Below are 26,080 nucleotides of genomic sequence, written 5' to 3'. Positions count from 1 at the left end.
TGGTGCGGGAATCGTACGCGAAAGGTGAAGACTCCATGGGGCAGGGGCACGGCTGGGAGGGCGCGGTCCTGAAGCTGCTGCGCGCGAAGGACTTCGTGTTCACGGTGACGGGCGCCGAGGACGTCACCGAGCACTACCGCCGCGTGCACCTCACCGACGGCGGCATGCTGGCGGCGACCGGCGTCCACCCCACCATGTGGGTCCGCCTCTGGTTCGACAACGCGGGCAAGCCCCACCAGCGCGCCTACACCCTGGTCGACCCCGACCCGGAGGCCGGCACCTTCAGCCTGGAGTTCGCCCTGCACGAGGGGTGCGCGAGCGACTGGGCGCGGGCGGCGAAGCCCGGCGACACCATCGAGGCGACGATCCACGGCACCGGCTTCGAGCACCCCGCCCCCGCCCCCTCCCACGTGTTCGCGATCGCCGACCCGGCCTCGCTGCCCGCCCTCAACTCCCTCCTGACCGCCCTGGACCCGGCCCCGGCGACGGTGTGGTTCGAGGGCGAGCGCGACGGCCTGCCCTTCCGCACCGCCGAGTCCCGCCACGACGTACGGACCCTGCCCAGGCGCGATGCCGGGGCGCACCTCGTCTCCCAAGTGAAGGACGCCCTGCCGGACCTGCTCAAGGGCGCCCCCGACCCGTACGTCTGGATCGCCTGCGACACGGCGACGACCCGCGCCCTGACCTCGTACGTCCGCAAGGAGCTGGGCCTGCCGAAGCAGCGGGTGAACGCGCTGGGCTACTGGCGCGCCTGACCCGGCGCAGGGCTGCGGGGCTCGGGCCCAAGGGGCATGATCGGAGCCATGGACGTCACCCTTCACCTCGCCCAGGACCCCGAGGCCGACGCGCTCCTCGGCCGCAGCCCGCTCGCCGCGCTGGTCGGCATGCTGCTGGACCAGCAGGTGCCGATGGAGTGGGCGTTCAAGGGGCCGCGCACGATCGCGGACCGGCTCGGCGCCGACGACCTGGACGCGCACGACATCGCCGCCCTGGACCCGGACGCCTTCGTGGCACTGCTCTCCGAGAAGCCGGCCGTGCACCGCTACCCCGGGTCCATGGCCAAGCGGATCCAGCAGCTCTGCCAGTACCTCGTCGAGCGCTACGACGGTGACGCCGAGCTGGTCTGGAAGGGCGTCGACGACGGCCGCGAGCTGCTGCGCCGCCTGGAGGACCTGCCCGGCTTCGGCAAGCAGAAGGCCCAGATCTTCCTCGCCCTGCTCGGCAAGCAGCTCGGCGTACGCCCCGAGGGCTGGCAGGAGGCCGCGGGCGCCTACGGCGAGCAGCGCTCCTTCCGCTCGGTCGCCGACATCACGGGCCCGGAGTCCCTGGCCAAGGTGCGTGCGCACAAGCAGGAGCTGAAGGCGGCGGCGAAGGCGGCGAAGGCCGCGCGGAAGTAGCGGGTAGGGGTAGAAGACACCGGCGGAGACACGACGCCGCGCCGCCCTCGGGCCCCCGCGCCCCGCCGTCATTCGAGTGGCCCGTCCCGAATGGCGGTCCCCGCCGGGTCGTTCACAGCATGGAGCATGACCGAGGCGCCGAGTGGATCCCCGTGGGAGCGGGACTACGACGACCGTCGCGTGCACTCCGGGCATGTGCCAGGGCCTCCTGGGCCACCGGGGGCGCCCCATGAGCCCGAGCCGCCCCTCGAGGGGCCGCTGCACTCCCTCTCCCGCGCCGCCTGGCAGATCGTGCTGGCCACCGGCGTCGGCTCGCTGCTCCTGGGGGTCCTGGTCCTGGCCTGGCCCGGCGCCACGCTCCTCGCCTCCGGCATCCTCTTCGGGCTCTACCTCCTGATCAGCGGCGTGTTCCAGCTCGTCGCCGCCTTCGGCACGCACCGGACGACCTCGCTGCGGGTGCTGGCCTTCGTCAGCGGCGCCCTGTCGATCCTGCTCGGCCTGTTCTGCTTCCGCGCCCCCATGCGGTCGGTGCTGCTGCTCGCCCTGTGGATCGGCATCGGCTGGCTCGTGCGCGGCATCACCCACACCCTGGCCGCCGCCTCCGACGAGTCCATGCCGGCCCGCGGCTGGCAGATCCTCCTCGGCCTCGTCACCTTCGCCGGCGGCATCGTGCTGATCGTCTCCCCGGTCGAGTCGGTCACCGTGCTGACGCTGCTCGGCGGCTGCTGGCTGATCGCGGTCGGCGGCGTCGAGATCGTCACCGCCCTGCGCATCCGGAGGCGGGTCCGTCCAATCCCGCGGACGTTGTGATAAGCGCCGCCCATCCCTACGCCGTGCGGGCGGATCTCACCCCGTACCGGATGAAGGCCGTACGGCCGCCGGGGAGATGACCTTCCGTGAGTACCGCACGACGCCGCTCGCGCAGCCACACCTGGCTGCGGGTGCTCGTGCTGCTGCTCGCCCTGCTGGTCCCGGGCGCACACACCCAGGCGCACGCCCTGCCCGTGGCGGCCGGCGCCTTGGAGGTCGCCGAGCACGACGTCCTCGACACCGCGCTGCGGCCACCGGCCCGCGCCGACCGGCGCAGCACCGTACGACGGCGTCCCGCGGGCCCGCCGCGAAGACCGGCCCCGGCCGGCACACCGACGCGCCCTTCTCACTGCGCGCCGCCCCCGCCGTACGTCCCGCACCTGCTGCGCACCGTGGTCCTGCGCTGCTGACAGACCCCGCGACGAGGTCCGTCAGTACGACACAAGGAGCACAGTCATGCCCAGCGACCCCTACGCCGTGCTGCGCGCCCTGGTGCGCGCCGAGGCCGTACGCAACGCGCCGAAACCGCAGGTGAAGAAGAGCGAGCCGCAGCCGTCCCCGAAGGAAGGGCGGCGCGGCTGACGCGCCCGCGGCGGAGGCGGGCTCTGACCGGGGCACCGCCTCCGCCGCACCGCACCGCACCGAACACCGCCCGTCTGACTTCCCACCACACCGCCCGTCTGACTTCCCACCCGACCTGCGCCCCACCCGACCTGCCGCACCGGCACCCTCACCGTCGCCCTGAGCACCTTCTGCTCGTCCGGCGTGAAGGCGCGCAGCGCCTTCGATTCGGCCGATGGCCGGACACCTCGGCTTCCGTTCGAGCCCGTTCCGGCTTCCGTTCCTGCTTCGAATCCGGCCGTCATTCCCTGGACGTTTGCCGGTTCGTCCAGGTTTGACGGATCTTTTCCAGCGTCGCACTCCGCCGCCATGGCTGCGCCCGGAAGGTCTTGACCGGTAGGCTTTCCGTGTGATCTTCAAGCGCATCGGAAACGGCCGGCCGTACCCCGACCACGGCCGGGAAAGCACCCGGCAGTGGGCGGACGTCGCGCCGCGCCCGGTCCGCCTCGATCAGCTCGTGACGACCAAGGGCCAGCTCGATCTGGAAACCCTGCTCGCCGAGGACTCGACGTTCTACGGCGACCTCTTCGCGCATGTCGTGAAGTGGCAGGGCGACCTGTATCTGGAGGACGGCCTCCACCGCGCGGTGCGCGCGGCGCTCCAGCAGCGCCAAGTGCTCCACGCGAGAGTCCTGGAACTGGACTGACCCGGGCCCGACGCGACCGGCGTCGGTGGTTGCCCCTTTCGGGTTGGTCCTCTCATCCTCGAATGATCATCTAGTAGGCATTGCCGCCCGGGCGCACTACGCTGCGCTCATGAGCATGCTGACTCCCTCCGGCATGGGCGGCCAGTACCGGATCAAGGGGGACAAGTACCCGCGAATGCGGCCGCGTCGGCGGCGCGGCAGGCTCGCCGCCCTCGGCGTCGTCTCCCTGGGCGCACTCGGCATGCTCGGCTGGGGCACGCTGCAGCTCATCGACGTCTTCACGGGCGGCGGCGGAGAGGCCTCGGCAGCCGGCGCCAAGTCCGACTGCGGGACCAGGGCGACCCCGTCGCCCAGCGCGACCGCGCCCCTGCCCAAGCCGGGCGGCATCACCGTCAACGTGCTCAACGCGACGACCCGCAGCGGGCTCGCCAAGAAGACCGCGGACGAACTGAAGAAGCGCGGCTTCAAGATCGGCGAGGTGGGCAACGCGACCGAGGAGTACGACAAGAAGATCAAGGGCACCGGCATACTGCTCGGCCCGGCCTCGTCCCTGAACACCTCACTGCCGGTCCTGGCCACCCAGCTCACCTCGGCCGAACGCCGTACCGAGGCCACCCGCAAGGGCGCATCGGTCGACCTGATCATCGGCGACGCCTTCAAGGACCTCACGAAGAAGCCAGCGGCCGACAAGGCGCTGGCCGCGCTGTCTGAGCCGAAGCCGACGCCGACTTCAGAGAAGGGTTGCTGAAACCCCCTCAGGGGCGCGGGGCTGTGTCGATTTGCGGCTCCGCCGCGTGGGCGCGACCAGCCACAAACGAACCCGGCAGCCGCAAATACACCCGCACCCCTACGGCGAATAGGCGAACAAACCCGCCCTACTCAGCCGCCCCGTAAAGGCGATCCCCCGCATCCCCGAGCCCCGGCACGATGTACCCCATCTCATTCAGATGGTCATCCACCGCGGCCGTCACCACCGTCACCGGCGTCCCCGCCAACTCCCGCTCCATCAGCTCCACACCCTCCGGCGCGGCGAGCAGCACCACCGCGGTCACATCGTCGGCGCCCCGCTTGATCAGCTCCTGGATCGCCGCGACCAGCGTGCCACCCGTGGCCAGCATCGGGTCCAGGACGTACACCTGCCGCCCGGAGAGGTCCTCCGGCATCCGCGTGGCGTAGGTGGACGCCTGCAGCGTCTCCTCGTTGCGGATCATGCCCAGGAAGCCCACCTCGGCGGTCGGCAGCAGCCGGACCATGCCGTCCAGCATGCCCAGCCCGGCGCGCAGGATCGGCACCACCAGCGGGCGGGGGCGGGAGAGCTTGACGCCGGTCGTCCCGGCGACCGGCGTCCGGATGTCGATCGCCTCGGTGCGCACGTCCCGCGTGGCCTCGTAGGCGAGCAGGGTGACCAGTTCGTCGGCCAGCCGACGGAAGGTCGCGGAGTCGGTGCGCTGGTCGCGCAGCGTGGTGAGCTTGTGGGCGACCAGGGGGTGGTCGACGACGTGGAGACGCATGTCCACAACAGTAACCGGGCTCGCATCCCTCTTGCGCTGGCATCAAACCCCCCATCGGAGGGAAAGTGGGAAGGACGTACCGGGGGTGGTGAGCCTATGCCGAATCCTGAGTCGCCGGCGGATCCCATACAGGACGCGGACGCACAGGAGGACACCGACGCCGCGCGCCGTCGCCGCCGCGCCCAGTTCCTGCGGGAGCTCGCCGAGGCCCGCGAACTGCGGGACCGCGTCCAGCCGCGCCGCGCCAAGGCCGCCCGCCTGCGGCACGCGATGCGCATGCGAACGTTCCGCTGGTAGAGCGAGTCGCGGGGAAGATCCCTCCCTTCGGACGCGTTGGAGCCACGGGGGTGCGTGGCCACCCGGAAAAGCCGCGTACGATCCGCACGTGGCGATCAAAACTGCCGGACACAGGGAGCCGAAGACGTCCCCTGAAGGCCTTGTTTCTGCCACGATTCCGAGTGGGTGGGGCTCGGACCCCAAGCCGTCCCACCCCCAACCTCCGCCGGGGGGACCCCCAACCGGCACGCCTATGACCAGTGGGAGAGTCACGGTGTACTTCGCCGCACTGCTCGCGCGCACCGAAGACGGGTGGGAAGCGAGCGACACAGAGCTCGACGATGTGGAGACCCTGTCGGACCTCGCCGACCTGGCCCGGGAGGCCTCGGGTGACGAGGACACGGTTCTCGTACTGATCGAGCAGGAGGACGCGTGGTTCGGCGTCGTCCGCGTCGACGGCGAGGACGACCCTCGTATCTACGTCTCGGACGCCGCCGCAGCCGCCCGCAGCAGCTACGGCGAGATCCTCCTGACCGACGAACTGCTCGGAAGGGAGCCCGGCGACGACGGCGCCGACCTGGACTCCCTGGACCTCGACGGCACGGAGGAGCCGGACGGCGACTCCGACGAGGACGAGGACGGCGCCGCCGAGGCGGTCCCGCACAGCCCCGTCGGCGACAGCGAGATCCTCGACGACCTCGGCGTCAGCGAGAAGGAGCTGAAGGCCCTGGACGCCGAGGACGCCCTCAGCTCGATCGCCGAGGCGCTGGGTGCCTCGGAGGTGCTGGAGACCGTCCGCTGACCTCGTTCGAACAGGGGTCGACGCCCGAGGTGCCCCCGGTACCCCCGGCACCCTCGGCGCCCGACCCCGTACGCGACCGCTGGCGGGCTGCGATGCGGCTCGCCCTGGACGAGGCCGAACTGGCCGTCCGGGGCGGGGACGTCCCCGTCGGCGCCGTCGTGCTGTCCCCGGACGGTACGACCGTGCTCGGCGCCGGCCACAACGAGCGCGAGGCGACCGGCGATCCGACCGCGCACGCCGAGGTGCTGGCGATCCGCAGGGCCGCCGCCGAGGTCGGCGAATGGCGGCTGTCGGGCTGCACGCTCGTCGTCACGCTGGAGCCCTGCACGATGTGCGCGGGCGCGCTCGTGCAGTCCCGGGTGGACCGGGTCGTCTACGGCGCCCGGGACGAGAAGGCCGGCGCGGCGGGCTCCCTCTGGGACGTCGTGCGCGACCGGCGGCTCAACCACCGGCCCGAGGTGATCGAGGGCGTGCTCGCCGAGGACTGCGCCCGGATCCTGACGGACTTCTTCCGGTCCCGCTGAGCCGGCCGCCGCGCGAATACCGATTTCAAAGCAGGGCCCGGCGTGCTGTAAGGTCTCCCTCGGTAGCGTGTCCGAGCGGCCGAAGGAGCTCGCCTCGAAAGCGAGTGTGGCGCAAGTCACCGAGGGTTCAAATCCCTCCGCTACCGCTGACAACACCCCCCGAACTGTGGAAACGCGGTTCAGGGGGTGTTTCGCATGTGCGCACGCGACCGGGAACGGCACAGGAGGTGAACGGGAAGGGGCGGCGGGATCTTTGCGGCGTTCGTGTCGGATCGGCAGAGAGAGAAGCCGTGGCGAGCGTTGCGGAACGGATGCTGTTGGCGATGCCCGATGACGAACTCGTGCGGGCGGCCGTGACCGCCGGATTCGACCTGTGGGTGGTACAGCATCCCCACGGGTGGCTGCCTCAGGGCATGCGCACAGAACGGGTGCTCGTCGGGAACCCGGCAGCGGCGGCGGACGGTGAGCTGTACCGCCTGGTGACGCTCCTGGTACGGCGGTACGGCATCGGGCAGATCCTCTGCGGACCGGGTGCCGACGGCGCCGTACGGGCCGTCGTACGGCGGGTGCGGCGGGAGCGGCCGGAATTGTGGTGGCGTGACCCCGTCGAGGACCGGCTGACGGGCCCCGCGTCGCTGCGGCGGCTGCTGCGCGAGGGGATGCACCCGCCGGTACGCGCCGAGGAGGCCGGCTCTGTCGCGGCGGTCTGCACCGTGGCCGAACGGTTCGGGCTGCCCGTCGCCATCAAGCCCGGCGGTTCGCGGGCGCGTCGGGCGGACACGGCCGTCGTACGAGACCGTGCGGAGCTCGCCGCCTGGACACGGCAGGCCGGAAGCGGCACGCATGTGGTCGAGGAACTGCTCGTGGGACCGCTGTTCCGGGTGGAGACCCTGTCGCTGGGCGGCATGCACCACGTGGTGGGTGTGGAACGCCGGGAAACGCCGGGCGCGGTGCGCCGAGAGGACCACCGGCAAAGGGAGCACTCCCCGGCGGACGAGATCCCGGGGATCCGTTCCTGCGTGCGCGAGTTGCTCGATCTGGCGGGGTTCATGACCGGTGTGCTGCGCATCGACACCGTGCTCACCCGCGACGGGCCGCGGATCGCCGGCTGTGCCGACGGCTGGGTCTGACGGCGTTCCCGGTCCCCTCCCAGCCCCCTGCGTCGCACGCGGTAACGAGAAGGGACCGTTCCGGGAACCGCCCCCACGAGCATCGCCGATGTCGAGAGCGGACAGCACGGCCGCCACCGCACTACCAACAGGGGACGGGATTATGCGCAGCAAGGCAGCGAGACTGATCGGGACCTGCGCGGCACTGGCTCTCGTGCTCGGGCTGGGGGCGATCGTCGAGGCCCGGGCCGGAGCAGGAGCGGCCTCGCACCAGGTGCTCGCCGACGAGGCCAGCCCGCACTCCCCGCAGCCCTGACGTCTCCCGCCGGACGACACGTGCCCCGCCCGAAGCCCGGGCGGGGCACGTGTCGTTCCACGGGTCGCGCTTCCCTGTCGCTTTCCGGGTCGTCACCGGCGCCGCTCAGCGCTTCCGTGGCGGACGGGCCATGGCCAGGTGAGTGAGCAACTCCTCGGCGGCCTCGCGGTGGGCGGCCGTCGCCGCGTCACCGAGCGCCAGTGCCGCGTCGGCGAGCCCGGACAGCGCATGCCACTCCTCCACCGGCAGACAGACCGCCGCCGCGCTCCCGCGGGCCCGCTCGTGCAGGGCGCGCGCCGTCTCGTACTCCCCGGCGTGGAAGTGGAAGCGGGCGACGATGTTCTGCGTCTTGGCCCGGCGCAGGGGGGCGTCGGTCTCGGCGGCCAGGTCGAGTGCGCGGCGGGCGAAATCGTGTCCGGCGGCGGTGTCGCCGAGTTCCTGGGCGACCCGGGAGGACAGGGCGAGCAGCAGGGCGACGTCCCCGGCCGGGGAGGTCTCGTCGCACATGGCCCGGGCCCGCGCGAGGGTGTCATCGGCGGCGGTGTGGTCGTCCAGGCCGACCTGGGCGAAGGCGAGGTCCGTCAGGGACACGACTTCGTTGTTGAGGTAACCGAGCCGCCGGGAGATCTCGGCGGCCTCCTGCGCGGCCGCTGCCGCCTCGGTGTAGCGGCCCAGCGCCTCGTAGGCCGTGCTGAGAGTGCACAGGATGTCGGCCTGGTTGCGCATGGTGCCGAGTTCGCCGGCGAGGGCGAGTGAGCGCCGCAGGTGGGGCAGCGCCAGCTCATGGCGGGCGCGCGTCGCGTGCAGCGTGCCGAGTACGCTCTCGGCGTGCGCCTCCGTGGCCCGGTTGCCGACCTGGACGGCGAGGTCGCGGGCCTCGGTCACCGCCTCGATGCCCTCCTCGAAAAGGCCGAGCTTCCAGCACGCCACACCCAGGTTGGACAGGGCGTTGCTGAGCAGCCAGGGGTCACCGGTGCGCCGGGCGGCCTCGGCCGCGGTCCGCGCGACGTCCCCGTACTCGGCCAGATCGCCCATGGCGTTGAGATAGAAGATCAAATTCCGGGCCAGTACGGTCGCATGCCGGTCCAGGCCGTGGCGGAAGGCCAGGGCCGTCGCCGTGAGCAGCCCGTCGCGCTCCCGGGCGAACCAGCGCCGTGCCGCGTCCCGGTCGTCCAGCGGCGGCAGTCCGCCCTCGTACTCGGCGAGCCCTGTGGTGCGCTGCCCCCGGCCCGGGAAGAGGGCCTGGCAGGCGGCATCGGTGGCGGCGACGTAGTACCCGAGCAGCCGCTCCGTGACGGCAGCGGTCTCCTCCTGCGAGGTGGTCAGCTCCCGAGCGAAACTGCGGACCAGGTCATGGAAGGTGTACAAGCCTATGTCGGGCTGCTGAAGCAGGTGCACGTCCAGGAGATGCTCCAGGACGTCCTCCGCCTCGAAGGGGTCCAGGCCGAGAAGGGCCGCCGCGGCGTGCGTGTCGATCCTTCCGCCCGGGTGGACGGCCAGCAGCCGGAACGCGGTCCGGTGCCGCCCGGACATGGCCAGGTACGACAGGCGCAACGTGGCCGCCACCCCGCGCTCGCCGGACGTCAGCTCGACCATCCGGCGGGTCTCGTCGCGCAGCCGGTCGACCAGGTAGGACAGCGTCCAGCGGGGCCGGTTGCGCAGCCGGGCGGTGGCGATGCGCAGGGCGAGCGGCAGATGGCCGCAGCGTTCGGCGAGTTCGGCGGCCGCCTCGGGCTCGGCGGCGACCCGGTCTGCGCCGAGTGTCGCGGCCACGAGCTCCGCACTGTCGTCGGAGGGCAGCAGGCCGAGCGAGAGCCACGCGGCCCCGTCCAGGTCCACCAGCCGGGCCCTGCTGGTGATCAGTACCAGACAGCCGGGCGCCGGGGCGAGCAGCGGACGCAACTGGGCGACGTCGGCGGCGTTGTCGAGCAGCAGCAGGATCCGCCGCCCCGCAAGCGAGGAGCGCCACAAGGCGGCACGGCTCTGCAGATCCTGTGGGATGGACTCGCCCGGGGTGCCGAGCATCCGCAGCAGCACATCGAGCGCGTTCTCCGGCTGTATGGGCTCCTCGCCGGGTGTGAAGCCCCGTAGATCGAAGTGGAACTGACCGTCCGGATAGTCTGCGGCGAGCTGATGTGCGGCCCGCACGGCCAGCGAGGTCTTGCCCGCGCCGCCCATGCCGTCGACGGCGACGATCCTGGCCCCGTGTTCCCCGCCCGGCGCCGTGGCCAGCTCGATGATCCTGGCGAGTTCCTCGCGGCGGCCCGTGAAGTCGGCCAGGTCGTACGGCAGGGTGCAGGGCGGCTCCGGGCGGGCGGGCGAAGCGGCGGGCGAGGTCATGGGGTCGGAGGATCCGGCGCGGGGCGGGGCGGTCGGGACGGCGAAGCCGGGCGAGGTCTTGGCGGCGGGCCCCACGGGGCCCGCCGCCGGCGTGGACCCGTCAGCAGCCGTGGTGGGCGCCTCCCTGCCCCCGGCGGGTGATACGGCCGCCTGCCCGGTGGGGCCGACTGCGTGCGTGACGGCTTCCTGCCCGGACGTCCCGGTCGGCGCCCGCGTCACCTGCAGGGACGGTTCTGCGGGGGCCGGGTACAGATTCGGGCTGTCGCGCAGGATGTCCTCGTACAGTTGTGCCAGGCGCGGACCCGGGTCGACCCCCAACTCCTCCACGAGCAGGGTGCGGACCCGGCCGTACTCCTCCAGCGCCTCGGCCTGGCGGCCCGAGCGGTACAGGGCGAGCATCAACTGGCCGCGCAAGGTCTCCCTCAGCGGATGTGCCGCGACCAGGTCGCGCAGATCGGCGACAAGACCGGTGGCCTCGCCGAGGGCGAGCCGTATCTCCAAGAGCTGCTCCGCGGCGATGAGCCGGCGTTCCTCCAGGACCTCGGCGGCCGCCTCGATCACGGGCCCGCCGGTGCCGGACAGGATGCTTCCGCGCCACAGGGCGAGCGCCGCGCCCAGTTCCCGTACGGCGTCGGCGCGGCGGTCCTCGGCCACGGCCCGGCGGGCCGTGGCCAGATGAGCGCCGAACTCCAGCAGGTCGAGCCGGGCACCGGCGAGCACGGCCCGGTAGCCGGGGCCGTCGGTGACGATCACTTCGCTGCCGCCGGGAATGCGGCGGCGCAGATCGGTCACCGCCTTGCGGACCTGATGGCAGGCGGTGGCCGGCGGATCCTCGTCCCAGGCCGCCTCCACCAGCCGGGAGACCGGAACGACCCGGTCGGGTTCGAGCAGCAGCATGGCGAGGACACGTTCCTTGATGGCCCCGCCGAACCGCAGCCGGCGCCCGTCCGACCAGCCCTCGAGCGGGCCGAGCAGCAGGAAGGACAGGCCGGTCGGCGAGGGGGCGGGGTGCTCCCGGGCGCCGTTGGTGCCCGGCGCCCAGCGAGCCGTCCCCGTCTGATGGGGGTCGCCGACGGCGCCCCCCGAACGATCGCTCCTGTCCTTCTCCGCGTCGGTCATTGCCATGCGGTCCCCCAACCCCGTGTTGCCGAACGCCCCGTCACGTCTCGGCCAGCGAGAGCATAAACGCACAGCCGTACGAACGGTACGCGGCGCAACGAAACGGGGCGGCGGACGTGGTACCGCAGCGGGACGGGATCGGTAACGGGCCACCGGACGCTGCGGGGGCAGGAAGGAGACGGCGGTGCACGGCAGGGCCGAGGCACACCGCCACCGACCCCCGAGGAGCATGACCGTGGGCAGACCGGAGAAACCCCTGGCACCGGACGCCGGACCGGCCACCGTCTTCGCCCGGGAGCTGCGCCGACTCCGGGTCATGGCGGGCTCCCCCAGTTACCGCGAGCTGGCGAAGCGGGCCTTGTTCTCCGCGTCGGTGCTTTCGGACGCGGCGGCCGGCCATCGGCTTCCGACCCTCCAAGTGGCACTCGCCTTCGCCGAGGCCTGCGGCGGGGACCGGGCCACCTGGGAGCGGCGCTGGCGCGAGGCGGCACGCCACCACGACGACGGCCGCCGCCCGGCCGCCCAGCCCGTGCACCGGGTGCGGGAGACTCGATTGCGGGCCGTGGCGCGCGCGGTGCTGCCGACGCCCGCCCAGTTGCCGATGGAACGACGACCGCTGGCCGGGCGGGACGAGCGGCTCCGGCAGGCGCGGGTGCTGACCGCGCTCGGCACCGCCACCGCCGCGCCGCTGGTGATCCACGGGCAGGTCGGCGTGGGCAAGTCGGCGTTCGCGCTGCGACTCGCCCGCGAACTGGCGGTCGGCCTGTCGGACGGACAGCTGTACGTCAATCTCGAACCGGCCGCCGACGGGCGCAAGGACGCGGCGGGAATCGCCGGCGGCGTGCTGCGCGCCCTCGGAGTCGCGCAGGAGCACGTCCCGGACGATCCCGTCCAGCGCGTCGGGCTGTACCGCTCGCTGTTGCACGAGCGGCGCCTGCTCGTGGTGTTCGACGGTGTACGCCACGAACGCCAGGTGCGCGAGTTGCTCGCCGCCACGCCCCACAGCAGGATCGTCCTCACCGCCCGGGGGCGGCTGCTCGGCCTGGACGGCGTGCGTCGGCTGAGACTGCCCGTGCTCGACCGGGACGGGTCGATGGCACTGCTCGCCGACGTGATCGGCGGCGAGCGGCTCCGCGCCGCCCCCCGCGCCGGCCTCGCGCTCGCCGAGGCCTGCGGCGATCTGCCGCTCGCGCTCAACCTCGCGGGACGGAAGCTGGCTGCGCGGCCCGAGGCCCGGCTGGACGAGGCCGTCGCCGAACTGATCGACGGGGACGGACCGTTGGCACGGCTGCGCGTCGGGGACGAGAGCCTGACCGAGCGACTCGAGGACGTCTACCGGCGCCTCACCCCGTGGGCCCGGCTCGTGCTGCGCCAGTTCGCGGGGGCAAAGCTTCGGCCGTCGGTGGACACGGTGGCGTACGAGTCCGTGACCGCGCTCGCACGCTCCCTCGAACCTGTGGCGGAGCCGGTCGAGGACCTGCTCGAGTCCCTGGTCGACAGCGGCGTGCTGGAGCGGACCGACGTACCCGGCCAGTACGGACTACCGCCCCTGGTACGCGAGTTCGTCCTGTCCCAGTCGGACCCGATGGCGAGCGCGTCCCTCACCGAGCCGGCCCGAACAGCGTGAGGCGCGTGCGTCTCCTCCCACGCCGAGCCAACCCAACCGGCCCCGGCGGCTACGCCGGCCCACCCCACGACAGGAGACCCCGAGCATGACCCTGCCCCCCGCCACCACGTCCGCCCGCGAGCCGGCATCGGCCTCACCCGTCGGAGCTCTCGCCGAGGAGGCCGTGGGCGTCATCGCCGCCGAGGACCCGCTCGACGACGCGCTCGACGGCTGCCCCGAGACCCTCGGACGGCTCGCGGACCCCTCCGAGGAGGCGCGGGTCGCCCTGCGGGAGCGGGCGCTGCGGCTCGCCGAGCAGGCCCAGCGCGCGCCGGTCGCGGATGCCACCGAGGAGATCACCCGGGCGGTGGTGGTCCAGCAGGCGGGCGCGGTCGCCGACCGGCTCGGCACCAGGCTGATCGAGCACACCGTCGCCGACTACCAGAACTCACCGCTCGGCCGGCTGCTCGGCTCCCTGCCCGAAGTGCGCCCGGCCGGCGAGGAGCAGGAGCGCGGTCACCTCGACCGGCTCGCGGCCGTCCCCGCCTATCTGACCGAGGCCGCCCGGCGTCACCGGGACGGCCTGCGCGCGGGCAGGCTGCCCGTCGCCGAGCGGGTCCGCACCGCCGTCGCCCGGCTCGATGCCTACCTCGCGGACCCCGCGGGCGATCCGCTGCGCGCGGTGCCGCTGGCCGCGGGCCGTCATGCCGAGCGGGACAGGCTGATCGACGAGCTGGTGCGTCCGGCGTTCGCCGCCTACCGCGATGTACTGGACACCGAACTCGCCCCGCGCGGACGCCCGCAGGAGCGCCCGGGTCTGTGCCATCTGCCCGACGGCGAGGAGCACTACGCCACCCTCGCCCGCGTCCACACCACCACCGACCGCTCCCCGAAGGAGCTGCACGACACCGGGCTGGACCTCCTCGCCCACCTGGAGGAGGAGTACGCGCGCGTCGGCGGCCAGGCCTTCGGTGGTGCGCCCACCGCGGCGGAGGTACGCGAACGCCTGAGCGGGGACGCCGCGTTGCGCTGGAGCGGCGCGGCCGAGATGCTTGCCGCCGCCCGTAAGTCGATCACGCTCGCCGAGCTGGCCGCGCCACGGCGGTTCGGGCGACTGCCCGCGGCCCCTTGCGTCCTGGACGGCAAGGAGGTGCCGGGCGCGCCGCAGGCCTGGTACATGCCGGCCGCCCTGGATGGTTCGCGGCCGGGAACCTACCATGCGAACACGGACCGGGCGACGGAGCGTTCCAGGGTGCTCGCCGAGGCGACCGCCTTCCACGAGGCCGTGCCCGGGCACCACGTCCAGCTCTCCCTGGCCCAGGAACTGACCTGGCTGCCGCGCCTGCGCCGCATCGCGTGGATCAACGCCTACATCGAGGGCTGGGGTCTGTACGCGGAACGGCTCGCCGACGAGATGGGCCTGTACTCCGGGCCGCTCGCCCAGTTGGGCATGCTCGCGATGGACTCGCTCCGGGCCGCGCGCCTCGTCGTCGACACCGGGCTGCACCACTTCGGCTGGAGCCGGGAGCGAGCCGTGGCGTTTCTGCAGGCGCACACCATCCTCGCCGAAGTGGAGATCCAGAACGAGACGGACCGCTACATCGAGTGGCCCGGGCAGGCCCTCTCCTACATGACGGGCCGCTTGGAGATCCAGCGGCTGCGGACGCGGGCGGCGCGGGAGCTGGGTTCCGCATTCGACCTGCGCGCTTTCCACGACCTGGTGCTCGGCGGCGGCGCCCTGCCGCTCGACGTCCTGGACCAGGTGGTCGCGCGCTGGACGGCCGCGCGCTGAACCGCGGTGACCCAGCGGACCGAGCGCGACGCGCCCCGCACCCCTGGGGTCCGGGAGTCCGGTCGGCCGGTGCACGACCCGCACGACCGGACGCGGTGAGGCATCCCGGGCGGCCCCTCGGGCTCAGTCGCTGAACAGGCCGTCCATCTGGAAGAAGTCGAGTGAGCCGTCCAGCTCCTCGTAGGTGCCGGCACCGAGGAGCTCGAGCGTGGCCCGCCGGGCCGCCGTGTACGCGGCCTGGGCGACGCCGGTGCCCACGCTCACCCTGCGCACGCCGGCCTTCGCCAGCTCCGCCACGCTCGGCCCGCCCGGTCCCGCCATGGCGTTCACCGGCAGCGGAGAGCGCCCTGCCAGCTCGCCGAGCACCGCCAGGTCGAGCAGGCCGGGCACGAAGATGCCGTCGGCGCCCGCCTCGGCGTACGCCGCCGCGCGGGCCAGAACGTCCTCCAGGCGTCCGGACTCCTCGCCGATGCCGAACACGTAGACGTCCGTACGGGCGTTGATCACCAGCTCGGGCAGCCCCGCCTCGGTCGCGGCCGCCCGCGCCGCGGCGATCCGGTCCGCCTGCTCCGCAGCAGTGAACAGAGGGCCGCCCACGGCCTTGGAGTCCTCCAGGTTGATGCCGGCCGCGCCGGCCGCGACCACCGCCGTGACGGTCTTGGCGACCTCGGCCGGAGCCGCGCCGTACCCGCCCTCGACATCCACCGTGACCGGTACGTCGACGGTGGCGGCGATCCGCGCGGCGGCCGCGAGCATCTCCTCCCGGCTCGCCTGCTCTCCGTCCCCCTTGCCTAGGGACCACGCGACGCCACCGCTGGTCGTGGCGATGGCCGGGGCGCCCGCGGCCGCGATCACAGCGGCGCTGCCCGCGTCCCAGGCGTTGGGCAGGACGAGCACGGCCTCCGTGCCGAGGCCGCGCAGGCGCTGTGCCTTGTCCTTGGTGCTCTGGTCAACTGACATGGTTCTCGATGCCTTTCGCGAGTGCCTGCTCGCAGCTTTCGCCGCGATTCGGGGGGGATCGGGTGGCTCGGTTCGACGACCGTGGGGATCGTCACACGGGCCACAGACGGACAGTCGGTATTCGGACAACTCGGCCTACCCGGCCGGGCGGTGGGTGATCGTCACGTACAGGTGTTCGTCGAGGACCTTGGGGAGTGTGACGGCGGGGCGGCCGAGCTCCGCGACGAGGGCGTCGGCGTCCTGGCCGCTCTCGGTGAGAACGGCCCGCGCCCAGGCCCGGCCGGTACGCAGATGGCGGGCGAAGGCGGCGGCGTCCCGGGCGCCGTAGAGCTCGGTGGCGATGGCCGCGTCCCAGGGCATGACGGTGTCCGGGCTCAGTGCGTACAGCGCCTTCGCGGCCGCCGTCGGCCCCAGCGTGCGCCCCCGCGGGGGAGCCTTGACCACCAGCGCGGCCAGCTCTCCGTACGCGCGGGCCACGGCGTCGACGCCGGCGTCGTCCAGCTCGGCCAGCGGAGTGCGGGGCAGCGAGTGCCGCTCAGTCCAGGCGGCGAGTGCGTCGCCGAGCAGATACGGCTCGCCCTCGCGTGGGTAGGGAAGCCGGCAGCCCCATGAGTTGAGCCAGCGATGCAGGACGTCGCGGTGGACCGGGTCGGCGAGATCGATGCCGGGCGCGGTCAGCTCACGCAACCGCAGCCAGCCGCGGTCGACTCCCCGGAATCCGTTGAACACCTCGGCCGAGGCGCGCAGCCGGGCCAGGCGCGGGGCCGGGGGCGGCTCCGGGTCGGGGCCGAGGTGGGCGCGGGCGACCTTCGCGGGGACACACATCCGCCACGCCTCGGTGACCAGCTCCGTCAGCTCGGGCAGGTCCAGCGCGGCGAGCGAGGCCTGGGCCCAGTTGTAGCGCAGGTCGCAGGCGCGCGGCAGGGAGAACTTCGCGGGCTCGGCGGCCACCAGGGCCGCGCGCTCCTCCTTGGGGAAGGCGAAGCCCAGCCTGGTCTCGTCACGGGACAGTGCGAGATAGACGGTCCTGCCGATGCGGAACTTCACCCGGTCCCGGATCAGATGCTCCTCGGTGCGCGGCAGTGTCAGCGCCAGTCGCCGCACGTCCTCGACGGTGGCCATGTCCGGCCTCCCCTTCCAGTGATCTCCCCGACCGCGGGCCACGCTACGCGGGCCGCCGGTCCGCCGGACGCACCTTCACATCCACGGTCCGAAGGGCGCGCTCGGCGGTGTCGCGGGCCTCGGGACCGGTGTCCGCCTCGGTCACCACCGAGCCGATCCGGTCCCAGGAGCTGCGCAGCTCGTTCACCTGCGCGCCGGTCTCCACGGTCACCGAGCAGACGGAGACACCGGGCAGTTCGCGGGCCTCCTCGACGCCTGAGACGGATTCGACGACGCCCGATCCGGTGTGCAGGAAACGGATGGCGGCGGCGCCCGGCGCCCGCTCGGGCAGCGGCCCGGGCAGCGGCTCGCCCTTCATGAGGGTCCAGAAGGCACGTACGAGATCGATCCGGTACGCGCGGTCGATCAGGTCCACGATGCCGTCCCCGGGGAAGCGGCCCGCGCACTCGACGAGATGGGGGCGCCCGTCCTCGACGATCCACTCGCAGTGGGTGATGCCCGTCCCGAACCCGACAGCCCGCAGCAGGCGGTCGGTCTCGGCGCGCAGCAGCACGTCGAGCTCGCCGGGGATGTCGGCGGGCACCAGGTGGCCGAGCTCGACCGGACGGTCCCCCGGGTAGAGGTCCTTGCCGGTCACGTTGCCGAACAGCACCCGGCCCCGCTCCACGAGCAGTTCCACGCTGTACTCCGGGCCCCGTACACACCGTTCGACGAGCATCCGCAGCTCGAAGCCGCGGTCGGGCACCATCAGGCCCTCGTCCATCGCGGTGCACTCCGCCCAGGCCTGGTCGATCTCGTCGGCGGAGCCGAGGATCCGGGTGCCGACGGCGGCCTGCCGGTTGGCCGGCTTGAGCACGGCGGGGCCGGGGTGCTCCGCCATGAACGCACGGACCTCGTCCGGCCCTGTCACCTCGACCGACTCGGGGTTGAGGATGCCGGCGGCCCGGCTGACCTTGCGCAGAAGGGCCTTGTCGCGCAGGATCCGCACCGCCCCGAAGCCGCCGCCCGGCAGGCCGTAGCGCTCGGCGAGCCGGGCCGCGAACGGCGTGGCGTACTCCTGCAGCGGGGCGATCGCGACCGGGTCGAGGTCGGGATGTGTGTTGTAGAACTCGTCGGCGGCGCCGGCGAGTTGGTACTCCCAGGCGATCAGCTCCCGTACGACGGGGGCCTCGTCGGCCTTCGGCCGCAGCTCGCGCTTGCGGATCACGTCGGGCTCGTCGACGACGATCACGGAGCCCTCGGGCTGGAACTGGGCGAGCGAGGTCACCGCCACGGGCACGAAGCCCACCATGATCACGGGACGTTCGGTCATGTCACTCTCCTCGGGGTGGCTGGTCGGGCGGGCGTCAGGCGTCCGGGGCGATCAGCTCGGCCTCGATCCGGCCGGCGAGTTCGTTCGCGGTGGACATCGCTTCCTCGAAGGAAGTGCCCGTCACCCCGAGGAAGCCGAGAATGCTGTTGCCCTCCGGCGGGCGGCGCACGAGGTCGCCGGGCTTCGCCGTGACCTTGAGGAAGAACAGGTCGTCGCGGTCGGCGACATCGTCCGGGACACGCAGACGCTCGACGCGTCCGGAGGACGGCGGCAGCAGACACATGGCTGCCGTGTGGACCCCGGTGGGCCGGTAGGGCTCGACCTTGGGGCGGACCCCGCGCGCCACGTCGGCGACCGCGGCGATCGGATCGTAGCCCGCGGAGATGCGCGCCATGTGGTCCAGGCCGCCACCGCCGGGCCGTACGGCGATCTCCACCAGGTGCGGACGGCCCTCGTGGAAGCGCACCTCGGCATGCATGACGCTGCGGGTCAGGCCCTGGGCGCGCGCACCCGCCGCGACCACCGCGTGGACGGCCTCGACCTGCTGCGGGCTGAGCGCGGTCGGCGCGTGGTGCACATCGTCGTCGAAGGTGTCGCCCTCGGCGGTCACCCGGTCCACGATCGAGCCGAGGTAGACGTCGTCGTCCCAGGCCAGTGCCTCGATGAGGAACTCGTCCCCGTCGAGGAAGGATTCGACGAGCAGCCCGTGCGGGCCTAGGTCGAGGCCATCGGCCTCCATGGCATACCAGGTCAGCTCGGTCAGGCCGGCCGCGGCCTGGGTGTAGCGCTCGCGCAGTTCGTCCGCGTCGTCGGCCCGGAAGACGTAGTTGGAGGCGGCGCCCAGGGTCGGCTTGACGATGACGGGGTAGCCGAACTCCTCGGCGGCGGCGAGGGCTTCCGCCTCGTCGATGACGAAGCGGAAAGAGGGATGGGCGGCCCCGCCTCGCTCGTGCGCCTGACGCATCAGCAGCTTGTTGCGGCTCGCCCGGGCGGCCTCCACGCCGATGCCGGGCAGTCCGAGCGCCTCGGCGACCGCGGCGACCGCGAGCACGGCGGACTCGGAGAAGGCGAACACACCCTCGAAGCGTTCCTCGGCATGCCACTGCTTGGCCGCGGCGATCAGGGTGTCGATGGCGCGGGAGCCGACCACGCGGTAGCGGTCAGCGGGCCAGAAGTCCTCGGTGCCCTCGCCGTTGAGGACGTACAGGTCGGCGCCGAGGGCGGCGATCTGCTCGTAGCGGGAGACGTAGTAGGTGGCGTTCTGCCGGGCTTCGATCGCCAGGAGTTTCATGGCATGCGTCCTTTCGGCTGTTCGGGCGTGGCGGGTGACGAGTGGGAGGAGGGTGGGGAGCAGGGTCACCCGGCGGCGTCCAGGGGTGTGTCGTCCAGTGCTGCGAACCCGGTCGGGTCGGGGGTGGCGCCGGTGATCCGCGCGGCCAGGGAACGGGCGATGAGCGGGGCGAACTTGAAGGACGTACCGCCGCAGGCGGCGTACGCGTGGCCCGAGCCGCCGAGGGCGGCCACCAGCGGACCGCCGGTCTCGGTGAACGACAGGTAATAGCAGTCCTTGCTGCCGAGGACCCAGTCCGGGCCGAAGCCCGGCAGCAGGTTGCCGAACTCGTTCTCCAGCTCCCGCTGCCAGTCCTGCGGCGTGAGGTGATCGGTGAGCTCGTCCGCCTCGCGGCAGACGGCAGCCGAGCTCAGCTTGAGCGCGGTCCCCGCCACCGGCGGGACGAGCCAGGCGCCTCGCCGGCTGCCGAGAGCCGGGACGGCGGGGGTGGCCGCCCAGGCCTCGGCCTGCCCGCGGGGCACCCTGCAATACAGCAGCGACTGGCGGTGCAGGGTGAGCAGTTTCCCGACCCGCTCCGGAAGCAGTCGGCGCGACCACGGGCCGACTGCGACCAGCACGCCGTCCCCGTCGAGCACCTGTCCGTCCGCGAGGCGCACCTGCCCGCGCTGCCCGTCCACGGCGACGGCGGGCCGGCGCTCGACGAGCCGGGTGCCGGGCTGCCACTTGAGCCAACCGGCGGAGGCGGCGAGCACCCGATCGGCGAGCAGCACCCCGGCCTCGTCCTCCAGGACGGCGCTGAGGGAGCCGTCGAGCTTCAGGTGCGGATAGCGGTCGGCGAGCGCGCTCGCGGTCACTGTCCGGGCCCGGCCGCCGGCGTCGGTGAGGAGGGCGGCGCCCGTGTCCGCCGCGGCGGGCGGGAGTACGGTGAGCGCGCCGACCCGCTCGTAGAAGCGGGTGGCGAAGAGCTCCTCGAGTTCGATCCAGCGGCGGTGGGCGCGCAGCGCCGCCGCGGTGGCGAGCGGATCGGCCGGGTGCAGGGCCCGGATGATCCGGTGCTGGTCGAAAGAGGTGGCCCGGCTGTGCGGGATGGGCCCCTGGTCGAGGACCGTGACCCGGTGTCCGCCGAGGACGCACTCCACGGCGGTCAGCAGGGCGATCACACCACCGCCCACCACGATGACGCGCATCGCGCATCGCCCTCCCTGGTCGATTCCCTGGTCGTTGTCGTGCGGGGCCGCCGACGCCGCTCAGCTCTCCGCGGCCGCACGGCCGAGCTCCGGGACGATGAACGGCCTGATCGTGGTCTCGTCGGGCACGAGCGTGAAAGTGCCGTCGAACCCGCCCTCCGCCCGCACCCGTTCGGCGAGGTCGATGAGGATCGGCGAGGCCGCCGCGAGCAGCGTGCGCAGCTCGGCGAAGAGATCGCCGAGCGCGGCGGCACAGGCCTCGCGGTCCGCTGGGGCCGGTCCGTCGAGCAGGGCCTCAGCCCGGCCGAGCAGCCGCTCGATGTGCAGCGGGATCAGATCGGCGGTGCGGCTGAGGCTGTACCCGGTGAGCTCGTAACCGGCGGCGAACCTCTCGGCGATCGCGGCCCGGCGGGCGTTCGCCGCCACCGATACGGCCAGCTCTTCGCGCTGCACGCCGAGTTCGGCCACCGCCTTGCCGAGCAACTGCGCCAGCCGGTTCCACGGTTCGACCAGACGCTCGCCGGTGATCTTCTCCAAGGCGGCCCGGGAGAAGTTGGTGCGGGCGTGCTCGGGCGCGGTCAGCGCGAGGTAGAAGCGCACCAAGTCGCGCGGCGCCTCGCGGACCAGGTCGCGGGTCCACACGACGTGGCCCTTGCTGGTGGAGAACTTCTCGTTCTCCAGCTCGTAGAACTCGTTGCAGACGATGGCGTCCGGCACCACATAGCGGCCCTCGTGGGCGAGGAGCAGCGCCAGATGCGTCAGTCCCCAGAAGTAGGCGTTGTCGAAGCCGAGGAAGTACACCAGCCGGATGTCGTTCTCGGCCAGCCACAACTCGTCGTCGCTCGCGGGCTGTTCGCCCCGCGCGCGTTGGGCGACGGCCGTGCAGTACATCGAGGCCGGCATGCCCTCGGCCCAGGCGTTGAGCACCTGGCCCGCGGTCTCCGGGAACGGGGCGGGAATGCCCCAGCCCGCCGGGTAGGTGATCGGGAAGTCGGGCAGCGGGCGGGCGAGCAGCTCGCGCATCAACTGCACGATGTGCGGCCGCCAGGTGGACTGCTTGGCCTCGTGAAACGCGGTCAGCCGCTCCCGGTACTCCTCCAGGGGCAGCACCAGGATCTCGGTCTCGCGGTAGGTCACATCGGCCGTCGGGTCGACCGTGGAGCGCGGGTCGGTCAGCTCGGCGAAGTTGTTGGGGTGACCGCAGCTCTCGCACAGCCCGCCGCGGCTGACCGCGAGACAGACCGGGCAGCCGCCGCTGACCAGGCCCTCCATCAGGAACTCACCGGTGGCCTCGACGTACGGCAGCTTCACCCTGCGCAGACGCAGCTTGCCCGCGCGGTGCAGTCGCATGACGAAGTCCAGGACCATGGCGCGGTAGCCGTCGTCGAAGGGGGCGAAGCCGTCGACGGAGATGCCCATCAGACCGAGTGTCGCCCGGATGTCGTGCCAGGACTTCTCGGCGAGCGCCTCGGGCGTGGTGCCCAGCTTGGCGGCGCTGGAGACGACGTAGGTCTGGCTGTCGTCCGTGCCGGTGGTGTAGAGCACCGGCCGGCCGGTCGCGCGCAGGAAGCGGGTGTGCACGTCGGCTGCCATGTACGGCCCCGCTATGTGACCCACGTGCAGGTCGCCGTTGGGGGTGGGGGGCGGGCCGATGATGACGGTGCGCCGCTGCTCGGTGCGCTCGGTCATGGCTCAGGCCTCCTCGGTGTGGCGGGCGGTGAAGCGCTCGGCCATGTCGGCGTCCCACCAGACGCTGTACATCTCGAAGTCGGCGTCGGACTCGTTGACGACGCGATGCTCGTGTTGCGGCGGGAAGTGCACGATGTCGCCGGCGTTGAACGGAACCCGCTCGCCGCGCGACTCCAGGAACGCCTCGCCCCGCAGGGCGATGAAGATCTCGTACTCGTGGTGGGCGTGGGCGGTGGAGGCGGTACCCGGGCGTATGACGCACCAGGAGCCCTCGAAGGGGGCGTTCAGCGCTCCCCAGGGCAGCAGCCGCTGGGCGTCCAGGCCGTTCTCGTGGGTGAGGCCGTCTCGGTCGAGGTGCTTGATGAGCATGGCTGGCTGTCGTCTCTCTGCGTGGTCCGGTGAGGTGGTCGTGCCTGCGGGCGGCTCAGACGGCGGCGAGGAGGGACCGGTACCGGCCGGCCGGACTGCCGGCGCGGTGTTCGAGGATGTCCTTGGTGATCTCCGCGGAGCGGGCGGCGAGGACGCTGAGCAGGGAGTCGGCGATGCCGTGGGTGCTCTCGTTCACGCCCTGCACATAGCAGGCACCGGTGGCCGGACGGCCCAGCTCCAGGCGGTAGTTGCGGGTCACGTCCACGCGCTCCAGGCCGAGCGAGTCGCCGAGCATCCTGACCATGCGCGGCATCTCCCGGCTGAAGCCGGTGCCGAGCAGGACCAGGTCGGTGCGCAGTTCCCTGCTGGTACCCGACTTGCGGTCGGTGAGGGTGAGCACGATCTCGTCACCGTCCTGCTCGGCCCCGGTGACGTCGGTCATGGTGATCATGCCGAGCCTGTCCTGTCCGCTGCGCCGGTCCTGGTAGAACTGCCGGTACAGCGACTCCAGGGTGGCGGGGGCGAGACCGCCGTAGTTGGTGCGGTGCATCTCCGCCAGGAGCTGGTGTCGGGCCTCGGGCGAGGCCCCGTAGAACTCGTCGACGAACGAGGAGTAGAAGAGCTCGTTGGTGAACTTGCTGCTCTCGTAGCCGTTCAAGCCGATCGAACGCATGATCATGGTGGGCCGGCACCCGGGCAGGTCCCGCAGTGCCGCGCCGAACAGTTCGGCGGCGCTCTGCGCCCCGCCGACGACGGTGACCCGCGGCGAGCCGTGCGTGGGTACGCAGCCGATGCGCTGGGTGTACTCGGTGGAGTGGATGACTCGCTCGGCCGGCAGCCCGTCGAAGACGGCGGGCACATGGGCGTCGCGGCCGGCGCCGATCACCAGATAGCGGCAGCCGATGGTGTCGCCGTCGGCCAGCGTGACCGTCCAGCCGGTGAGTTCACCGTCCGCGCTGTGCACATCCGCGATGGCCGTGGCCTCGTGGCCGTACTCGACCCGCACGTTCTGCAGCGAATCGGCGACCCACTGCAGGTACTCGGATATCTCGCTGCGATAGGGCACGAAGCTGCCGAGGTTGACGAAGGCGTCGAGGCGATCGCGTGTGTGCAGGAAGTTGATGAAGGAGAACTCGCTGCGGGGATTGCGCATCGTGACCAGGTCCTTGAGGAAGGAGACCTGGCTCAGGGCGTCGGGCAGCAGCATGCCGCGCTGCCATACGACGTTCTTCTCCCGCTCGAGAACGAGGGTCTGCTCCGCGAGCTCGGGGGCGAGTTCCTCGAGCGCGACGGCGAGTGCGAGGTTGGCCGGGCCGGCGCCTATGGCGAGCAGTTCGACTGTGCGGTGTGCCATGAAGTGACTCCAGAGACGGTGGGACGGCGGTCTGAGTCCGGGAGAGCCGGGCACGGGCCGCGGCCGGCCCCGGGCCTGTCGGGCGCGGGAGCGGTTCACGGTGTGTACGGGCCGGTGCGGGACGGGTGTGTCGGGCGGCTCTCGAGGGGTGTGGGTCAGGCCGGGACGGGCACGTGCAGCGGCTCCCAGTCGAGCTCGACGAGGTCCGCGGCCGCGTCCAGGCGGCCGGCGGTCTCCTCCGGGTCCGCTCCCGCGCAGATGACGTACGCGTGGCGGGCGATGTAGCCGTTCGGGGGCAGCCGTAGCTCGGTGCCGGGCTCGGCCATCGCCTCGGCGGCGAGCAGGCCCTCGGCCGTGGACGGCGGGGTGACCGAGCGCACCCGGCAGTCCTCGGGTGGATAGCCGAAGCGGATACCGACCGTACGGTGCTCGGTGTCGCTGAACTCGGGGTGCTCGCCGAGCGCGGCCAGGACGGCGGCCTCGGCCGGGTCGATCCCGGTGGCCAACTGGCCCAGGCGTGGGATCAGGTCGCCGCCGAGTCGGCCGTTGATCTCGACGACGACCGGGCCGCGGGCGGTGAGCTTGACCTCGGTGTGGGTGATGCCGAAGCCGTAGCCGATGGCGTGGTGGGCGGCACGCAGCATGTCCAGCAGGACGGGGTCGGTGCGCAGCGGGTCGTCGGCGGCGACGTGGTGGCCGATCTCCTCGAAGTACGGGAAGAGGCCGACCTGCTTGCGGGCCACGAACATCGGGTGGTACCCGCCGTTCACGACGGCCGCGTCGATGCTGATCTCGGGGCCTTCCAGGTACTCCTCGACGAGCGCGCCGCCCCGGTAGGGCACCGCGCCGATCCGGCTGGCCTCCTCGGCGGTGCGGAAGGCCTCTGCGACCTCAGCGGCGTCGGCGGCGAGCACGACACCGATGCTGGCACCCATGCCGCGCGGCTTGACGACGACCGGGTAGCCGATCTCCTCCGCCGCCGCGAGAGCTTCCTCGGCGGTATCCACCCAGGCATACCGCGGCTGGTCGATCCCCGCCTCGGTGAGCAGTCGGCGGCTGCGGAACTTGTCCCGGCACCCTTCGACGCCGTCCGGGCCCGCGCCGGGCAGACCGAGCGCGTCGGCGACGTGGGCGGTGGTCACGATCAGGGTCTCGTCCCAGCTCAGCACGCCACGCACGGTATGGCTCGCGGTCAGCTCCCGCGCGGCACGCAGCACGGCCTCCCGGTCGGTGACGTCCACGACGGTATGGCCGGTCAGGTACGGGGACTGCCAGTCGGGTTCGGTACTCGTGAAGAGCCACACGGGGTGCGTCGCGGCCGCGCCGGCGAGCAGGTACTCCCGGTACTTGCGCAGGCCGCAACCGATGAGCAGGATCACGCCGTCCTTGGCGCCGTTCTCGTCCACGCGTTGTTCGCCTCCTGTAACCGAGTGACAGCCCGATTCCACGGGGCACACGGGTTGCCCGAAAGCCATGTCCGGCGTGAACAATCAACTGGGGTGGAAGTGAGGGGGGTGGCGTCCGTCGCGTCCGGTTGATTGTCCGTTGGCCGTGGCCCTTTCGGGCAATGCCGCGCGCCGGTTCCATGGCCGGCGTGATCAATTACGACGGCAAGCGATTCCGGAAGGTTCTGGCCGACCCGGCCGAGGACGCCCCCAGTGCGCTCTACCGGCAGGAGAGCGACCTGGTCTGGGCAGAGTTCGCCGGCGGTGACGTGCGCCGGGGCTCCCTCGCGGGGACCCGCGACACCGACGGCGTGATCAGTTTCTCGTACAGCATGGTCCTGGAGGACGGACGTGTGATCTCCGGCCACAGCGTGAACACCCCGGAGCTCCTGGACGACGGCCGGATCCGGCTGCACGAGCGCTGGGAGCGCTACGGTGCCCACGCCGACAGCGGCGTGTCGTACCTCGAGGAGGTGCGCTGA

General features: G+C 72.4%; 26 protein-coding genes and 1 tRNA gene. 16 read left to right on the top strand and 11 right to left on the bottom strand.

All coding sequences use genetic code 11. The features are described 5' to 3' along the window. The first annotated feature begins 35 nt into the window (after nucleotides 1-35). The 7 genes from ACP4J3_RS09400 to ACP4J3_RS09370 all read left to right on the top strand — a co-directional run bounded on the left by ACP4J3_RS09400 (nucleotide 36) and on the right by ACP4J3_RS09370 (nucleotide 4,222). Nucleotides 36-755 (top strand): siderophore-interacting protein, encoded by a 720-nt coding sequence (locus tag ACP4J3_RS09400; RefSeq protein ID WP_426532345.1) that lies wholly within the window; start codon nucleotides 36-38, stop codon nucleotides 753-755. 48 nt (nucleotides 756-803) lie between these two features. Next, a complete protein-coding gene (locus ACP4J3_RS09395) occupies nucleotides 804-1,397 on the top strand; it encodes an HhH-GPD-type base excision DNA repair protein (RefSeq protein WP_426532343.1) in 594 nt (197 codons plus the stop codon). Between the two features lie 126 nt (nucleotides 1,398-1,523). After that, nucleotides 1,524-2,207 (top strand): HdeD family acid-resistance protein, encoded by a 684-nt coding sequence (locus tag ACP4J3_RS09390; protein WP_426532341.1) that lies wholly within the window; start codon nucleotides 1,524-1,526, stop codon nucleotides 2,205-2,207. Between the two features lie 86 nt (nucleotides 2,208-2,293). Beyond that, nucleotides 2,294-2,617, top strand: a complete 324-nt coding sequence (locus ACP4J3_RS09385; protein WP_426532339.1) for a hypothetical protein — start codon at nucleotides 2,294-2,296, stop codon at nucleotides 2,615-2,617. A gap of 46 nt (nucleotides 2,618-2,663) precedes the next feature. Next, the gene (locus tag ACP4J3_RS09380; RefSeq protein ID WP_426532337.1) at nucleotides 2,664-2,789 is read left to right on the top strand and encodes a hypothetical protein; all 126 of its coding nucleotides are present in this window, start codon (nucleotides 2,664-2,666) and stop codon (nucleotides 2,787-2,789) included. 388 nt (nucleotides 2,790-3,177) lie between these two features. After that, entirely contained in the window at nucleotides 3,178-3,474 is a 297-nt protein-coding gene (locus tag ACP4J3_RS09375) for a type II toxin-antitoxin system VapB family antitoxin (protein ID WP_003999914.1), read from the top strand. Between the two features lie 109 nt (nucleotides 3,475-3,583). Beyond that, complete coding sequence (locus ACP4J3_RS09370; RefSeq protein WP_426532335.1) at nucleotides 3,584-4,222, top strand: LytR C-terminal domain-containing protein; 639 nt, start codon at nucleotides 3,584-3,586, stop codon at nucleotides 4,220-4,222. Between the two features lie 127 nt (nucleotides 4,223-4,349). Here ACP4J3_RS09370 and upp read toward each other — a convergent pair whose 3' ends face one another. Next, entirely contained in the window at nucleotides 4,350-4,985 is a 636-nt protein-coding gene (upp, locus tag ACP4J3_RS09365) for a uracil phosphoribosyltransferase (protein WP_426532333.1), read from the bottom strand. A gap of 96 nt (nucleotides 4,986-5,081) precedes the next feature. Here upp and ACP4J3_RS09360 point away from each other — a divergent pair, with 96 nt between their 5' ends. The 6 genes from ACP4J3_RS09360 to ACP4J3_RS09335 all read left to right on the top strand — a co-directional run bounded on the left by ACP4J3_RS09360 (nucleotide 5,082) and on the right by ACP4J3_RS09335 (nucleotide 8,012). After that, entirely contained in the window at nucleotides 5,082-5,282 is a 201-nt protein-coding gene (locus ACP4J3_RS09360; RefSeq protein WP_426532331.1) for a hypothetical protein, read from the top strand. Between the two features lie 253 nt (nucleotides 5,283-5,535). Beyond that, a complete protein-coding gene (locus ACP4J3_RS09355; protein WP_426532412.1) occupies nucleotides 5,536-6,063 on the top strand; it encodes a hypothetical protein in 528 nt (175 codons plus the stop codon). Nucleotides 6,064-6,155: 92 nt separating this feature from the next. Continuing rightward, nucleotides 6,156-6,587 carry a tRNA adenosine(34) deaminase TadA gene (tadA, locus tag ACP4J3_RS09350; protein ID WP_426532411.1) on the top strand — a complete coding sequence of 144 codons (432 nt, stop codon included), beginning with the start codon at nucleotides 6,156-6,158 and terminating at the stop codon, nucleotides 6,585-6,587. Nucleotides 6,588-6,648: 61 nt separating this feature from the next. Next, nucleotides 6,649-6,733, top strand: a tRNA-Ser gene (locus ACP4J3_RS09345). 177 nt (nucleotides 6,734-6,910) lie between these two features. Next, entirely contained in the window at nucleotides 6,911-7,717 is an 807-nt protein-coding gene (locus tag ACP4J3_RS09340) for a hypothetical protein (RefSeq protein WP_426532329.1), read from the top strand. 142 nt (nucleotides 7,718-7,859) lie between these two features. Continuing rightward, complete coding sequence (locus ACP4J3_RS09335; RefSeq protein ID WP_426532327.1) at nucleotides 7,860-8,012, top strand: hypothetical protein; 153 nt, start codon at nucleotides 7,860-7,862, stop codon at nucleotides 8,010-8,012. Nucleotides 8,013-8,117: 105 nt separating this feature from the next. Here the strand turns inward: ACP4J3_RS09335 and ACP4J3_RS09330 are convergent, their stop codons facing one another. Then, the gene (locus ACP4J3_RS09330; RefSeq protein WP_426532325.1) at nucleotides 8,118-11,477 is read right to left on the bottom strand and encodes an AfsR/SARP family transcriptional regulator; all 3,360 of its coding nucleotides are present in this window, start codon (nucleotides 11,475-11,477) and stop codon (nucleotides 8,118-8,120) included. A 229-nt stretch (nucleotides 11,478-11,706) separates the two neighbouring features. Here ACP4J3_RS09330 and ACP4J3_RS09325 point away from each other — a divergent pair, with 229 nt between their 5' ends. Further along, on the top strand, nucleotides 11,707-13,098 hold the full coding sequence (locus ACP4J3_RS09325) for an NB-ARC domain-containing protein (RefSeq protein WP_426532323.1): 1,392 nt from the start codon (nucleotides 11,707-11,709) through the stop codon (nucleotides 13,096-13,098). A gap of 85 nt (nucleotides 13,099-13,183) precedes the next feature. Then, nucleotides 13,184-14,869 carry a DUF885 domain-containing protein gene (locus ACP4J3_RS09320; protein WP_426532321.1) on the top strand — a complete coding sequence of 562 codons (1,686 nt, stop codon included), beginning with the start codon at nucleotides 13,184-13,186 and terminating at the stop codon, nucleotides 14,867-14,869. A gap of 123 nt (nucleotides 14,870-14,992) precedes the next feature. On the opposite strand, the gene ACP4J3_RS09315 is transcribed toward ACP4J3_RS09320, so the two are convergent. The 9 genes from ACP4J3_RS09315 to ACP4J3_RS09275 form a co-directional block, all read right to left on the bottom strand. Beyond that, nucleotides 14,993-15,829, bottom strand: a complete 837-nt coding sequence (locus ACP4J3_RS09315) for an isocitrate lyase/phosphoenolpyruvate mutase family protein (RefSeq protein WP_426532319.1) — start codon at nucleotides 15,827-15,829, stop codon at nucleotides 14,993-14,995. Between the two features lie 135 nt (nucleotides 15,830-15,964). Then, on the bottom strand, nucleotides 15,965-16,951 hold the full coding sequence (locus ACP4J3_RS09310) for an MmcQ/YjbR family DNA-binding protein (protein WP_426532317.1): 987 nt from the start codon (nucleotides 16,949-16,951) through the stop codon (nucleotides 15,965-15,967). Between the two features lie 43 nt (nucleotides 16,952-16,994). Next, on the bottom strand, nucleotides 16,995-18,263 hold the full coding sequence (locus tag ACP4J3_RS09305) for an ATP-grasp domain-containing protein (protein WP_426532315.1): 1,269 nt from the start codon (nucleotides 18,261-18,263) through the stop codon (nucleotides 16,995-16,997). Between the two features lie 34 nt (nucleotides 18,264-18,297). After that, a complete protein-coding gene (locus ACP4J3_RS09300) occupies nucleotides 18,298-19,554 on the bottom strand; it encodes an ATP-grasp domain-containing protein (RefSeq protein ID WP_426532313.1) in 1,257 nt (418 codons plus the stop codon). A 65-nt stretch (nucleotides 19,555-19,619) separates the two neighbouring features. After that, nucleotides 19,620-20,741: an NAD(P)/FAD-dependent oxidoreductase gene (locus ACP4J3_RS09295; protein ID WP_426532311.1), complete on the bottom strand. Its 1,122-nt coding sequence runs from the start codon at nucleotides 20,739-20,741 to the stop codon at nucleotides 19,620-19,622. A gap of 60 nt (nucleotides 20,742-20,801) precedes the next feature. Further along, nucleotides 20,802-22,430, bottom strand: coding sequence for a class I tRNA ligase family protein (locus ACP4J3_RS09290; protein WP_426532309.1), 1,629 nt, complete (start codon nucleotides 22,428-22,430; stop codon nucleotides 20,802-20,804). Between the two features lie 3 nt (nucleotides 22,431-22,433). Continuing rightward, on the bottom strand, nucleotides 22,434-22,799 hold the full coding sequence (locus ACP4J3_RS09285) for a cupin domain-containing protein (protein ID WP_426532307.1): 366 nt from the start codon (nucleotides 22,797-22,799) through the stop codon (nucleotides 22,434-22,436). Between the two features lie 55 nt (nucleotides 22,800-22,854). Continuing rightward, a complete protein-coding gene (locus tag ACP4J3_RS09280; protein ID WP_426532305.1) occupies nucleotides 22,855-24,153 on the bottom strand; it encodes a lysine N(6)-hydroxylase/L-ornithine N(5)-oxygenase family protein in 1,299 nt (432 codons plus the stop codon). A 155-nt stretch (nucleotides 24,154-24,308) separates the two neighbouring features. Continuing rightward, a complete protein-coding gene (locus ACP4J3_RS09275) occupies nucleotides 24,309-25,559 on the bottom strand; it encodes an ATP-grasp domain-containing protein (protein ID WP_426532303.1) in 1,251 nt (416 codons plus the stop codon). Nucleotides 25,560-25,747: 188 nt separating this feature from the next. On the opposite strand from ACP4J3_RS09275, the gene ACP4J3_RS09270 reads away from it, so the two are divergent. Further along, the gene (locus ACP4J3_RS09270; protein WP_426532301.1) at nucleotides 25,748-26,080 is read left to right on the top strand and encodes a hypothetical protein; all 333 of its coding nucleotides are present in this window, start codon (nucleotides 25,748-25,750) and stop codon (nucleotides 26,078-26,080) included.

The organism is Streptomyces sp. UG1, assembly GCF_049974585.1.
Taxonomy (GTDB): Bacteria; Actinomycetota; Actinomycetes; order Streptomycetales; family Streptomycetaceae; genus Streptomyces.
The sequence above is the reverse complement of the archived record's forward strand: the minus strand, read 5'-3'. Positions and strand labels throughout refer to the sequence as shown.

What these genes read in the sequence shown, in the direction of transcription:
- ACP4J3_RS09370 (WP_426532335.1), top strand. Translation starts at nt 3,584, where the DNA reads ATGAGCATGCTGACTCCCTCCGGCATGGGCGGCCAGTACCGGATCAAG.
- ACP4J3_RS09295 (WP_426532311.1), bottom strand. Translation starts at nt 20,741, where the DNA reads ATGCGCGTCATCGTGGTGGGCGGTGGTGTGATCGCCCTGCTGACCGCC.
- tadA (WP_426532411.1), top strand. Translation starts at nt 6,156, where the DNA reads ATGCGGCTCGCCCTGGACGAGGCCGAACTGGCCGTCCGGGGCGGGGAC.
- ACP4J3_RS09335 (WP_426532327.1), top strand. Translation starts at nt 7,860, where the DNA reads ATGCGCAGCAAGGCAGCGAGACTGATCGGGACCTGCGCGGCACTGGCT.
- ACP4J3_RS09400 (WP_426532345.1), top strand. Translation starts at nt 36, where the DNA reads ATGGGGCAGGGGCACGGCTGGGAGGGCGCGGTCCTGAAGCTGCTGCGC.
- ACP4J3_RS09305 (WP_426532315.1), bottom strand. Translation starts at nt 18,263, where the DNA reads ATGACCGAACGTCCCGTGATCATGGTGGGCTTCGTGCCCGTGGCGGTG.
- ACP4J3_RS09340 (WP_426532329.1), top strand. Translation starts at nt 6,911, where the DNA reads ATGCCCGATGACGAACTCGTGCGGGCGGCCGTGACCGCCGGATTCGAC.
- ACP4J3_RS09285 (WP_426532307.1), bottom strand. Translation starts at nt 22,799, where the DNA reads ATGCTCATCAAGCACCTCGACCGAGACGGCCTCACCCACGAGAACGGC.
- ACP4J3_RS09315 (WP_426532319.1), bottom strand. Translation starts at nt 15,829, where the DNA reads ATGTCAGTTGACCAGAGCACCAAGGACAAGGCACAGCGCCTGCGCGGC.
- ACP4J3_RS09360 (WP_426532331.1), top strand. Translation starts at nt 5,082, where the DNA reads ATGCCGAATCCTGAGTCGCCGGCGGATCCCATACAGGACGCGGACGCA.
- ACP4J3_RS09310 (WP_426532317.1), bottom strand. Translation starts at nt 16,951, where the DNA reads ATGGCCACCGTCGAGGACGTGCGGCGACTGGCGCTGACACTGCCGCGC.
- upp (WP_426532333.1), bottom strand. Translation starts at nt 4,985, where the DNA reads ATGCGTCTCCACGTCGTCGACCACCCCCTGGTCGCCCACAAGCTCACC.
- ACP4J3_RS09320 (WP_426532321.1), top strand. Translation starts at nt 13,184, where the DNA reads ATGACCCTGCCCCCCGCCACCACGTCCGCCCGCGAGCCGGCATCGGCC.
- ACP4J3_RS09395 (WP_426532343.1), top strand. Translation starts at nt 804, where the DNA reads ATGGACGTCACCCTTCACCTCGCCCAGGACCCCGAGGCCGACGCGCTC.
- ACP4J3_RS09280 (WP_426532305.1), bottom strand. Translation starts at nt 24,153, where the DNA reads ATGGCACACCGCACAGTCGAACTGCTCGCCATAGGCGCCGGCCCGGCC.
- ACP4J3_RS09390 (WP_426532341.1), top strand. Translation starts at nt 1,524, where the DNA reads ATGACCGAGGCGCCGAGTGGATCCCCGTGGGAGCGGGACTACGACGAC.
- ACP4J3_RS09300 (WP_426532313.1), bottom strand. Translation starts at nt 19,554, where the DNA reads ATGAAACTCCTGGCGATCGAAGCCCGGCAGAACGCCACCTACTACGTC.
- ACP4J3_RS09380 (WP_426532337.1), top strand. Translation starts at nt 2,664, where the DNA reads ATGCCCAGCGACCCCTACGCCGTGCTGCGCGCCCTGGTGCGCGCCGAG.
- ACP4J3_RS09330 (WP_426532325.1), bottom strand. Translation starts at nt 11,477, where the DNA reads ATGGCAATGACCGACGCGGAGAAGGACAGGAGCGATCGTTCGGGGGGC.
- ACP4J3_RS09290 (WP_426532309.1), bottom strand. Translation starts at nt 22,430, where the DNA reads ATGACCGAGCGCACCGAGCAGCGGCGCACCGTCATCATCGGCCCGCCC.